The sequence below is a fragment of the Shewanella subflava genome (assembly GCF_025971955.1).
In the GTDB taxonomy this organism is placed as follows: Bacteria; Pseudomonadota; Gammaproteobacteria; order Enterobacterales; family Shewanellaceae; genus Shewanella; species Shewanella subflava.
Window position 1 is genome coordinate 18,885 of sequence record NZ_JAPDMX010000005.1, and the last position, 13,405, is coordinate 32,289.

Here is a 13,405-nt window from a genome sequence, read left to right on the forward strand (position 1 = left end):
GGCGTAAAATGTCACCATCAAACACAGTAAGCAACGGTTTAATCATCACTTTTACATTATTTTTTGCGATGCGTCCTATTAATGTTCGATTATTTCGCTATGGGGAGGTTTGTCATTGATGCCAGCCTATTAACCCCATAGAATGGCTACAGATGTTCTATTGTGAGTGCCCTATGCTGTCATTAATTCAATCTAATCAAATGGAAGTGTTGTCTGAACAACTGGCAAAAATGTTGGCAACCCCATTGAGTAACAGCCACTTATTAACCACTGAACAAGTGTTAGTACAAAGTCCGGGGATGTCGACCTGGCTGCGCCTAGAAGTGGCTAAACATAATCAAATCGCAGCGGCACTGGCCTTTCCTCTGCCATCGAGTTTCATTTGGCAGCTTTGCCATCAATTACTGCCCAACGTGCCCAAAGAAAATGCTTTTACCAAAGCCGCGATGACATGGAAGTTGATGGATTTATTACCAGGCTTACTCAATGATATTGATTACGCACCTTTGCAGCATTATTTAAGTAATGGCAATGCCCTGCGCGGCGAAGATTACAAATCAAAACAACAAGATGCAATTAAGCTCTACCAGCTTTGTAACCGAATCGCCGATATTTTTGACCAGTATCTGGTATATCGCCCCGATTGGATCCAGGCATGGGAAAACAACCAACCGCTTAGTGAGCTAAATGCGCAACTGCGATTAGATACTAATCAGTTATGGCAACCTAAGCTCTGGCGAGCATTAGTCGATTATAACCACAATACCTTGCAGGCAAGCCAATACCACAGGGCCAATTTGCACCAATCATTACTCGATGCTCTGGCCGAGCCGGCTACCGATATCAGTATGCTACCTAGCCGTTTGTTTGTATTTGGTATTTCATCAATGCCGCCACAAACATTAGCAGTGATTAATGCGCTAGCACAACGCATTGAAGTGGTGATGCTTGCCTTAAGTCCTTGTCAGCACTATTGGGGGGATATCATTGATCCCAAAGTCAGAGCGAGAATGGCGCTCAAATACACCCATAAAAAACAGTTAGCCGAAAATTGGGAAGATAAACTTGAGGTGGGTAACCCGTTATTAGCCAATAATGGCAAAATGGGGCGGGAATTATTAGATTTACTGCTCAGTTTGCCCCCTGAAAATACCAATTTTAACTACGATTGTTATGTCGAGCCAACGCCAGATAACCTTTTGCATGGCGTGCAATACGACATATTACAAATGGAAACCCTAGGTCAAGCTTTAGGGCCTGATGCTCAGCTATACCAACAAATCAGCCAACGCCGTAAGCTTGAACCTACAGACGATTCAATCACCCTTCGCAGTTGCCACAGTGCATTACGAGAAGTTGAAACTTTACACGATCACCTAGCGGGTTTATTTGACGCGCATCCGGACTTAGAGCCCAAAGACATTGTTGTGATGATGCCAGATGTTGCCGCATACGCGCCTTATATCGATGCCGTATTTGGCACTGTTAACAGCCAATATTATTCAAGTTTTCAGCGGGCTAATAAAGACCATAAGCAACTGGCCATGCCCTATGCAATTGCTGATCGTGGTGCAGCACAAGAGTCGCCGTTAATTAATAGCTTTTTAACCTTATTGAACATTAATCAAAGTCGATTTGGGTTAACGGAAGTGTTATCTATTTTAGAAGTCCCCGCCATTTTAAGGCGTTTTGAATTAGACGATGACGACTTTGAAATTATCAAGCGCTGGCTAGCTCATGCAAATGTTCGCTGGGGACGAAATGAACATAGCCGCAGCCAATTAGGTTTACCAGCATTTAGCCAAAACTCCTGGGCCTTTGGTATTAAGCGATTAATACTCGGTTACGCGCTGAATGATGAGTCGCCCATCTACCAAGGCAGCCTTCCCGTCAGCGGCGTGGAAGGCCAGTCAGCACAGGCTTTAGGGAAACTGCTTAACTTCTTAGAAGCCATTGATGAACATGCTCAAGGCTTCATTCATGCTTGTTCAACCGCTGAGCGATTGCAACAAATTAATCAATTAATTGAAGACTTTTATCAAACGAACGACGATGAGCAAAGCCAAATATTAACCATCAGAAATGCCCTTGCTTCCTTGTCTGAAGAACTCATCGAAGCCGGCCATCAAGGTCAGGTAAATATAGAAGTATTGAAGCAATGGTTTAATCAAACCTTGAATGACTCGCGTGTAGGTCAGCGCTATCTTGCCGGCAGCATTAATTTTTGTACCCTCATGCCAATGCGCTCAATTCCATTTAAAGTTGTGTGTTTACTCGGCATGAACGATGGCGTTTACCCCAGAGTACAGCACCCTGTAGGTTTTGATTTAATGGCCCACTTTGGCCCGCAAAAAGGCGACCGCTCACGCAGATTAGATGATAGATACCTATTTTTAGAAGCGCTGTTATCTGCACGAGAGCAGCTTTATGTCAGTTATATTGGCCATAGCGAACGCGATAATGCCGAGCGAATTCCTTCAATGCTGATTGCTGAATTAGTCGAGTTTTGCCAAATGAGCTACTTACCCGCCCATTTAGCAGAGCAATCATTAACCCTTGATGATATTGAATTAATTGAACAAGCTGTCAGTGAGCACTTGATTCAAGCACAGCCCTTACAACCGTTTGACCATACACTATTCACCCCCAACAGTCCGATGCAAAGTTACCATCAAGGGTGGTGCCCTCCGCCAGTGGAACAAGTGTATGATAAGCGCTTTTTTAATCCGCAAAAGCCAATATTGTTAGCACAACCAGACAACACGACAAACAGTCCAGTTGCAGGCAATACTGAGCTTGAATTATCAGCCTTGATCCGATTCTTCCGCAATCCAGCGCAGTTTTTCTTTAATAGAAGTTTAAAAGTCGATTTAAACTTAAATCTTCAAGCTGATGATAACGACGAGCCATTTAATCTTGATGGCTTGGGTCGTTATAAGTTACAAGCTAGTCTCATTGATTCCGCGCTTAGCCAAGCTAATCACGATGTCGATATTGAATTGTTAACTGAGCTAAAAGCCAGTGGCAGCCTGCCTATGGCACCTTTTGATGATATTTTATTATCTCAATATCAACGTGATATTGCGCCTTTAATCAACCGAGTGCATTTTTTACAGGATGAGCAACCAAGTGGCTCGGTGAATATTGATTTAACCATTAAGGCTCACTTAACTCAGCCAGGTCATGAACGTCAGGCTAACATGACAAGCATTGATGAAAATGCGATAAACCTTGTTGGCCGCATCGATGACGTTAGCCCAAAAGGCATGATCAATTATCGTCCGGGCACCGCACACGGTAGAGATTTAATTCAATGTTATATTCGTCATTTGTGTTTAAATGCACAGGGAATAATGAAGTACAGTTATCTACTTGATATGGGACACTTTCATTGCTTTGCGCCCGTCAACGCCGATCATGCCTTAGAAAAGCTTAGCCAATTTGTACAATCGTTTATTCATGGTCAGCAGCACCCTTTATGTTTTGCCCCCCGCACTGCCTGGATGTATGCCCAAACCGAGGGTACCCATAATGAAAAATTATTTGCGGCACAAAAACAATGGCGTGATGAACAAACTCACTTAGGCGAAGGATTTGAGCCTCACCATCAACGTTTGTTTACGTTTCCAGATGATTTTAGCGAGCCAACATTTGGGGCTTTAGTCCAAACCTTACTGCAACCTATGGTCAGCCTATACCATAAAGGTAAACTCAGTGAATTAGATGACTTTGTCAGTGATGGTGCCGTTAGCCTACATGCCACTGAAATTGCTAAAGCAATGGATTGATAATGACGTACTTTGCAGTTTTATCGATTGATACAACATTTTCCCCATGGCCATGACCCTGAATTGGAGCAAGACGCACAGCCTATGAATAATGCCAAACCAGCGAATATCACAGTATCAGCACTCGATGCGCTTCATTTGCCATTTAGCGGAACTAGCTTAATCGAGGCCAGTGCAGGGACTGGAAAAACCTACACTATATCAGGCTTATATTTACGTTTATTGCTAGGACATGGTGGCCAGCCCGCCCTGCTCTGTGAGCAAATATTAGTGGTCACCTTCACCAATGCCGCGACAGAAGAGCTGCGAGACAGGATCCGTAAACGTATTCAAGTCGCTTACAAACGTTTTTTAGGGGTAACCACGCAAGACCATTTTATTGAGCAACTTTATGCAGATATCCCTGAAAGTGAGCACGCAATAGGCCTAAAACGTCTAGATTTGGCGCTTAAATCCCTAGATGAAGGTGCCATCTTTACCATTCATGGATTTTGTCAGCGTATTCTTGCCGATATGGCATTTGAATCATCACTGCTATTTGAATCAGAATTCACCCTAGATGATAGCGAATACCTGCACCACGCGGTGCGCGACTTCTGGCGTGAGGCTTGTTATCCGCTTCCTTTGTTGCTTGCCCAGCAAATCAGCAATAGTGTTGGTGAGCCGGAAAAATTAGCCCAGAAGGTACGAGCGCTGTTGGGAGCAAGTCAGGCAACGCCCTCAGATACGCCAGAGGAATTTATCAGCCTGTCTGAGTCGTTAATCCAAAGTTTACAGCGCTTTAAACTGCGTTGGCCTGCCGAGCAAGAAGCCACCTTTGCCCTATTGAATGAACTGCCATTAAATGGTCAACGATTTGGCAAAAAAACCGATGGTTATCCTAAACTACAACAATTATTTGATGAATTATCCAATTGGGTCAGTTATGGCCAGGGCTTACCGCCACAAAAACCGCTGGAACAATTGGCTTTATCTGAGTTAAAACTCAACAAAGGCGGTGAGATCCCATCGGTGTCGGATGCACCCTTACTTGATCATATTGAACGATTAGCCGCCTTAATAGATCAGGTGATCCCCGCGTTTTTAGTCCGTGCGCAAGCGGGTATTAAACAGCGTTTTATTGAGCAAAAACAACAACGAAATTTAATGACACCGGACGATCTGTTAACTAGTCTTGCACAGGCGCTTGAAAACAATGCCGATACGCTACCAAGCGCCATTGCAAAACGTTTTCCAATCGCATTAATCGATGAGTTTCAAGATACCGACCCATTACAATTTCAGATTTTTAGCACCATCTATCATACGCCCGACTTATCGCTGATAACAGGCCGTGACGCACAACCCTTTTCGGAGCATTCAGAACACCCACAAGCTGACCGTCATTCGGCATTAGGTATGCTGATGATTGGCGATCCTAAGCAAGCCATTTATGCTTTTCGTGGCGCGGATATTTTCACTTACATTAACGCCCGCAATCAAACTCAAGCGCATTATAATCTCGACATCAATTATCGCTCATCAGCGCAATTAGTCGAAGGTGTAAATCAATTATTCAAGCAACACCCTGACCCTTTTATCAGCGCCGCCATCCCTTACGATGCCGTAAAAACGCCTGCATCTGCGCGCCATAAAATATTACTTGAAGCCACTGAGCAAACTGCGGCACTGAGAATAAAGTTACTCAAAGAGCCCGCTGAAAGTGGACTCAATAAAACGACAGCAAGGCAGATCCTTGCCAATGATACGGCAGCTGAAATCACTCGATTACTGACCGAAGCACAATCAGGCCTGTGTAGCATTAATGGTGAAACCTTAATTGCGAAAAACATTGCCGTATTAGTGCGTGATCGCAATGAAGCCGCTGTAGTAAAAGCGGCATTAAGTGAGCGAAATATTGGCGCCGTATTTCTCTGCCGTGACAGCGTATTTGATACCACTGAAGCCCAAGAAATGGCGCTCATTTTAAGAGCCCTCGCCAACCCCAAAGATGAGCGGGCTATTCGCGCCGCCCTCGCCACAGACTTGATGGGGTACAACGCAACGCATATTCATCAATTTAACCAAGATGAAGCTTTGCGCCAAAAAGTGCTGGATTTGTTTAATCATTGGCATCAATTTTGGTTATCCAGTGGCATTATGCCGGCTTTACTTTGCTTGGCGAGTGACACCCGCTTAGTGCATCGGCTTCTGGCAAAATCCACAAACTGTGATGACCTTAACAACAATACGACACCACCACTGACGGAGTTAACTTCAGGCACTGTCGACGACGATGAATTTATCAGTATTAGCGCCTCGGGTGAGCGCCGCTTAACCGATTTTCGCCACCTTGGTGAGTTATTACAACAAAAAGCCACCGAACTGGATGGCTGTAGCGCATTAATAAACTGGTTTGAACAACAGCTTCTGGGTAATCAAGCTCAAGATGAGCAACAGCTTCGTTTAGAAAGCGAGCAAAATTTGGTGCAAATTGTCACCATTCATAAATCGAAAGGGCTAGAGTATCCTATTTGTTTTGTACCATTTATTAGTTTAGCCCGAGGCTCAAATCGCCGCCCAGAACCTATGCTTTATCACCATAATGGCCAATTAATTTGGGATATTCATGGCAGTGATGAGGGCTGGGAGCAATACAAACGTGAAGCCCTTGCCGAAGACTTACGCCTACTTTATGTAGCCCTAACCCGTCCGGTTTATGCGTGTTACTTATACATTGCCAACCAATCACGAATGTTAAAAGCGGGGATCAGTTCCCAATTACATGAAACCGGTATCGGCTATTTATTGGGGATCACAGACAAAAGTTGCGACGGGGAACACATGGCCACCAAAGTGGCCGAACTTGCTACCATTAGCGCGATTAGCGTTGAAAATGTAGCCGACAAGATTGGCACTGAGGTATTAAGCGATAATCAAGCGACACAGCAAACCTTTGTGGCCAAAAACAGCAGCAGAAAATTAGGCTTACCTTGGCGAATTGGCAGTTATTCTGGATTGGTAAAGCACCTTCCCCATGAAAAAACCGTCCCAGGTGCTGATGATGAAGATTTCAGTGAAGAGATACTGGCTGAGATTGTCCCTATCACAACGCAAGTATTAGACAGATTTAGTTTTGAGCGCGGGGCAAACGCAGGGAGTTTTATGCATTTAGTGTTGGAATTATTTGATTTCACCCAAGCAGAAACCGCATTAGAACCGGCGTTAATCAAAGCCATGCAGCAATACGGATTTGATCAACAACAGTGGTTAACCCCATTAATGGACTGGTATCAGGAAATTCTCGCCACGCCATTAAGAAAACCCAATCAATCACAGCTGTGTTTACAGCAGTTATCGCCTCAACACACCTTAGTTGAAATGGAGTTTTACCTGCCCATTAATCGACTGCAAGCCACACAGCTAAATAGCTTATTAGGCCAATATGGTTATGTTAATGATTTTAGTTTTGACACCTTAAAAGGCATGCTAAAAGGTTTTATCGATTTAACCTTTGAACATCAAGGTCAATTCTTTATCGCCGATTATAAATCAAACCATTTAGGCCATCAGCTACAAGATTACAACTCAAATGCAATGGCCCAAGCCATTAACAGCCATAGATATAATTTACAATACATACTGTATACCTTAGCCTTACACCGCTATTTAAGGCTGCGGATGCCTCAGTATGATTACGATCAGCATATTGGTGGATGTTTTTATTTATTCTTGCGTGGCATGAGCCCTGAGGCTGTCGGCTCTGGGGTGTTTTTTGATAAGCCTGATGCGCAATTAATTGAACAACTCGATGCGCTATTCTCACAAGCCACCAGTGATGATCATGCCATAGACGCAGAAATGGAGCAGGCATAATGTTGATAACAACTCAGCCGATGAAATCTTTGCTAAAAAAATGGCAAGACGCAAAATTAATCACCGCATTAGATAGGCATTTTGCGCTTGAGCTGGCCGCAATCGAGCACATTGACCCAACTGATGCACGTTACCCTTTGTTCGTATTAATTTGCACCTTACTCAGTCAACAATTATCCAATCAACACAGCTGTCTAGTGTTAAACAATATCGTACTAGATAACCCAATGGCTGAAGATATTGGCGTGCATCCTTTTGCAATAGCCTCGGTTTCCTCCTGCCAAATTCAATTAAGCCATGCTGAGTTAATGAATCAAATCAGTGCCTTTAACGCCATTGGTCAGCCTGGGGACAATACCCCGATGATTATTGAATTTGATAGGCTATATCTGAATAAGTACTATTTTTTTGAAACCCAGGTGGCGCAAAAGTTACTGCAATTAACCCAAGTGAACATCACTGTCGACAATCCTTTATTGCCCAGTTATTTGGATGATTTATTTCCACAAGAACCTCATCATCAAGGCCAATTTGATTGGCAAAAAATTGCAACGGCAACGGCATTAACCAAAGGGCTTGCGGTGATCACCGGTGGCCCCGGCACAGGCAAGACGACCACTGTGACTAAATTATTGCTGCTGTTGCTGACGCAGCAAAGTATGACCATCAGGTTAGTTGCCCCCACAGGTAAAGCCGCGGCCAGACTCAGTGAGTCAATTAAAGCCTCTAAAAACCGCCTAAGACAAAGTCTTGTAGAAAACAGCCAGCCTCAAGCCTTATTAACGGCATTAGAAGCCATTCCCGAAGAAGCAGCAACGCTACATCGATTGCTAGGGGTTATTCCACAATCTCATCATTTTCGGCACAACAAAGATAATCCTTTGCGCCTTGATTTACTGGTTATTGATGAAGCCTCAATGGTCGATTTACCTATGATGTATAAGCTACTGAGTGCATTACCAACTCATGCCAGATTAATTTTATTAGGCGATCAAGACCAGCTTGCATCGGTTGAGGCCGGGGCTGTACTAGCTGATATTTGTCAAGGCTTGCAGGTTGCAAAATTAATTAAAAATCCCAAAAACTCATCACCTTGGCGTATGCGTTATAGCCCACAACAGGCAGAGAGCATCCAACGCTTAACCCAGCAGGATGTCAGTCAGTTCATAGATAGTAAAAGCCTATTTGGTGATAGCTTATGTATGTTAATGCATAGTCACCGCTTTAAAGGCGATGCGGGTATCGGACAATTGGCCCATGCCGTCAATAACACCGACATAATGAGTATTCGTCAGGTGTGGCAGCACGGATACAATGAGTTGAATTGGTTTGAGCATCAAATCAATGCCCATCAAGACAACTTAGGTAAGCAGCAATTATTAGCGTTGTCGGTAAGTGCTTATCAACCCTATTTGCAGATGATCCACTTCAATCAGGGGGTATTTGTTGACAATGTCCCCAATAGCGCCGTTTATGGTGCTGAGCAGATTATTGAGCAATATAATCAATATCGTATGCTATGTGCTATGCGCGCTTCTGAATACGGTGTTGAAGGCATGAACATAGCAATAACAGACAGTTTACGTCAGGCAAAGCTTATCGACCCTAAACAGGAATTTTATCTTGGCCGTCCAATTATTATCCAAAATAATGATTACAATTTAGGTCTATTTAACGGCGATATCGGCTTAATTTTACAGGACCAAAATAATCCTAAACGCTTGATGGCACATTTTATTCAAGCGGATGGCAGCTTATTGAAAGTATTACCCGCCAGATTGCCTAAACATGACACCTGCTATGCGATGACAGTGCATAAATCTCAAGGTAGTGAGTTTGATCAAGTCAGCTTTGTCCTACCACCTAGACCCAGTATTGCGCAGTGGCAATTATTGACCAAAGAATTAGTTTATACCGCCATCACCCGTGCTAAAAATCATTTCTACTGTTTAGGCAGTGCTGCGGTATTTGAACGCGCAGCAAAACAAGTGACCACCCGAGCATCGGGGTTAGCACTACGATTGTGGCATTAAATAATCCATGCTGAACAAACGGATGCTTATTGATGCTTTTGCTGATGAGGTCACGTTTAATTGGACGCATTTTCGACTTGCTATGCTAAGAGGTAATCCAAACGGTAAGCTGAGCAGACACCATTTAAATAACCAGATGAGGATAATCACTGAAATATTGTTAACCCTCACTTGCCAGAACCTACTTAGGATCTTTATCATAAGCAGGTCATTTTCGGGCGCATTCATCCTGCCCAATATTATTCTTTTTAGGAGCAATCATGCCAAAAATCAATCTGTTACTTTTATGTGGCGGTGGTGGTGCAGAGCACGATATTTCATTAATGTCTGTAAAGTTTTTTGAATCATCGCTAGCAAAGTCAGATAAATTCTCGGTATTACGCTTAGAACTTGATAAACAGGGGCATTATAAAACCCAAGACGGTAAAGTATGTGAATTAACTAATCGTCGTGAAGTGCGTTTTGAAGATGATGCGATTGCAGCATGGCCAGTGGATTACGTCATTCCCTGTATCCATGGCTACCCTGCTGAAACCGGTGACATTCAATCTTATTTTAACTTAATTCAACTGCCTTACTTCGGCTGTGAGTCTGAAGCTTCCAGTAACTGCTTTAATAAAATCACCGCAAAAATGTGGTTCAGCGCGTTGGGCGTGCCAAATACACCTTATATTTTCTTACATCAATTTGATGATGAAGCCATAGCGCAAACTGAAGCAGCATTTGATAAATGGGGGTCATTATTTATCAAAGCCGCTTCACAGGGCTCCTCTGTCGGTTGTTATAAAGTTGACAATAAAACCGATATAGCTGATATCTTGAAAGAGGCGTTCGGCTATTCACCCTATGTGATTGTTGAACAAACCATTGTGGCCAGAGAGCTGGAAGTTGCGGTGTATGAATATCAGGGTGAAGTGGTCGCAACTAAGCCAGGTGAAATTGTGTGTGATAGCAATAACTTTTACACTTTTGATGAGAAGTATGCCACCAACAGTAAAGCTAAAACCTACATTGAAGCGATTAATATTTCAGATGACATCAGTGATCAAATTCGTGCTTATGCAATTAAAGCGTTTAAAGGTTTAAAGCTGCGCCATTTATCGAGAATTGATTTCTTCTTAACCGCAGATAACCAAATTTTACTAAATGAAATTAATACCTTCCCAGGGTTAACACCGATTTCGATGTTTCCAAAAATGTTACAACATCACGGCCATGATTTCAGTACCTATTTAACTCAAATTATTGAATCACAACTCAGTTAAGTACCTCACATCATTTATATAAGGCAGTCCGCGGGCTGCCTTATAATGATAAGCCATATTTTTGGTGCAATTGCGCCATATAGCCGCTTTGATACAGTTTCAGCAACGCATCGTTTAGTTTTTTTTGGGTTGCCATAGGCAAATCGATATGACAAGCCATGGCTCGAATGGAAGTAAAAAATATAATTTTCGGCTCACCAAAATGAATATCATTATCGCGCATAATCGCTTTAGCACTCACAAGATCTGCCGCCCAAAAGTCTATTCGTCCCCGCTGTAACTTCTTAACATTCAAAGTGTCATTGTTGGTCAGATCGACTCTATAACCAAATTGGGTAAGATACTCGCCAATCCCACTTCCCAGAAAACTGCCAATGCTAGATAACTTAGCATCATTTAAAGCAACCAAAGGTGGCTGAGAGGGGCTCGCGCTGAATAGTCCATAACGTGACACCATTACAGGCCCAATCCAACTGTAATGTACCTCACGTTGTTGATTCCGCTCGATGGGTAAAACACAAGTATTCAGCGATGATTCTGCCATCGCCATACCCCGTTTGAGTGGGAAAAATAAAATCTCATATTGCAAGTCTGTTTGTTTGAATAACGCTTCAATAAATTCAATGACTAGCCCTTGTTTTACATTGCCAGTCTGTGTCGCAAAAGGCACCTCAGAGTAAGTCACTAAGGTTAATTTATCGGCTGAACATACCGCAAAGGAATACATGGATAGTAAAGCAAGCAACAGTAATTTAATTCCAAACACGAATAGCCTCCTCATAAGGCAATGTCTGACCTTTTATTACACTCTGATCCAGCGGTTTAGGTGATCCAGGCTGAGATAACCAAAAGGACTCTGCTTTAATGGGATTCATTTTTGGAGCACACTGAGTATCTACCATAGTCTGTTCCAGTTGAGCTAAATGGTCATCAACCCTTTTAGCAAAGGCATCTAAACCTTGCTTAGGAGTGTAAGTTCCATCAACGATTTTACTAACATACTGCCACCAAAATCCGGCCATATTAGGATAATCAGGTACATTACTGCCCGTTGGGGTCCAAACATTTCTTGCGTTACTACGATAAAATTCCACTAACCCACCAAGGTAAGGCGCTTTTTTACTCATGACATCCGATTCAATATCCGATAAACGGATCGGCGTAAACCCTACTAAGGTTTTTTTAAGCGAAACCGATTTAGACACCAAAAATTGTGCATATAACCAAGCTGCAATTTGTCTGTCCTTTGGGGTATTTTTTAAAAATGTCCACGCGCCTGCATCTTGGTACCCAGATTTCATCCCCTTTTGCCAATATTGGCCCACTGGTGACGGAGCCACTTTCCACTTAGGCATCCCCTGGGCATCAACAATTGGAAGATTTGGTTGGGTTAAGTCGCTAACAAATGCGGAATACCAAAATATTTGCTGGGCTATTTTACCCGTGGCAAGCCATTTGCCCGCCTCTGAAAACGTTAACGATCTCGCTTCAGCGGGCGCATATTTCAGCCAGTCAACATACTTATCTAATGCATAAATAGCAGCAGGACTATTTAATGCCCCGCCACGGCTGACACTTGCCCCTACAGGATGACAATTTTCAACCCTAATACCCCATTCATCAACAGGTAAGCCATTAGGTAGCCCTTTATCACCGACTCCAGCCATTGATAACCAAGCATCTGAAATACGCCACCCCAAAGAAGGATCTGTTGCGGCATAGTCCATGTGACCATAAACTCTGATACCATCAATGGTTTTAATATCATCAGTAAAAAAACGAGCAATATCTTCATAAGCCTGCCAATTTTGTGGCACCGCTAATTCATAACCATATTGCTGTTTAAATTGCGCTTTGAACCGAGGGTTTTCAAACCAATCACTGCGATACCAGTATAAATTGACAAATTGTTGATCAGGTAATTGATAAATAATCCCAAACGGATCACGAGTAAACTGCAAACCTATAAAATCATTTAAATCCAACGTTGGCAGAGTGTATTGACCTGATTTAAAAGTCAGCAGTTCAGATATAGTGGTAATCGCACCACTTCGAAAATGGCTACCAATAAGGTCGCTATCATTGATATAGGCATCATATAAATTTAAGCCCGTTACTATTTGTGCCGATATTTTTTTGATGACATCATCTTCGCCCGTTAGCTCGTGGATGACATGAATTCCAGTTAAATCATAAAATGCTTTGGCTAACACTTCAGACTCATAAAGGTGCGTATCAATGTGCTCTGACACCACCCGAATAGTTAACCCTGTAAAAGGAACCGCTTGGGATTTAAACCACTGTAATTCCTGTCGCTGCTCACTTAATGATAATGTGCTGGGGTGTAACTCTTGGATGATCCATTCAGGGATGTCAGTATTTTCAACAACGGAAGTCACCTTTAGGCCGCTATATTGATTTATTTTAAGACCGTCAGTATTGATTTGAGCGTGAGCTGAAAGAG

The 13,405-nt window shown here is 42.9% G+C and carries 6 protein-coding genes; 4 read left to right on the forward strand and 2 right to left on the reverse strand.

Annotated elements, in window-relative coordinates:
* The first annotated feature begins 173 nt into the window (after positions 1-173).
* From recC to OHT75_RS04205, 4 genes are all read left to right on the forward strand, one after another.
* A complete protein-coding gene (gene recC, locus OHT75_RS04190; RefSeq protein WP_264725200.1) occupies positions 174-3,788 on the forward strand; it encodes an exodeoxyribonuclease V subunit gamma in 3,615 nt (1,204 codons plus the stop codon).
* 84 nt (positions 3,789-3,872) lie between these two features.
* Positions 3,873-7,643 carry a UvrD-helicase domain-containing protein gene (locus OHT75_RS04195; protein WP_264725291.1) on the forward strand — a complete coding sequence of 1,257 codons (3,771 nt, stop codon included), beginning with the start codon at positions 3,873-3,875 and terminating at the stop codon, positions 7,641-7,643.
* Positions 7,643-9,676: an exodeoxyribonuclease V subunit alpha gene (gene recD, locus OHT75_RS04200; protein ID WP_264725202.1), complete on the forward strand. Its 2,034-nt coding sequence runs from the start codon at positions 7,643-7,645 to the stop codon at positions 9,674-9,676. Before OHT75_RS04195 ends, recD begins: the two co-directional genes overlap by 1 nt.
* A 260-nt stretch (positions 9,677-9,936) precedes the next feature.
* Positions 9,937-10,941 (forward strand): D-alanine--D-alanine ligase, encoded by a 1,005-nt coding sequence (locus OHT75_RS04205; protein WP_264725203.1) that lies wholly within the window; start codon positions 9,937-9,939, stop codon positions 10,939-10,941.
* 40 nt (positions 10,942-10,981) lie between these two features.
* On the opposite strand, the gene OHT75_RS04210 is transcribed toward OHT75_RS04205, so the two are convergent.
* Both OHT75_RS04210 and OHT75_RS04215 read right to left on the reverse strand, forming a co-directional pair.
* Positions 10,982-11,707, reverse strand: coding sequence for a substrate-binding periplasmic protein (locus OHT75_RS04210; RefSeq protein ID WP_264725205.1), 726 nt, complete (start codon positions 11,705-11,707; stop codon positions 10,982-10,984).
* Positions 11,694-13,340: an ABC transporter substrate-binding protein gene (locus OHT75_RS04215; protein ID WP_264725206.1), complete on the reverse strand. Its 1,647-nt coding sequence runs from the start codon at positions 13,338-13,340 to the stop codon at positions 11,694-11,696. Before OHT75_RS04215 ends, OHT75_RS04210 begins: the two co-directional genes overlap by 14 nt.
* Between the last annotated feature and the right edge of the window lie 65 nt (positions 13,341-13,405).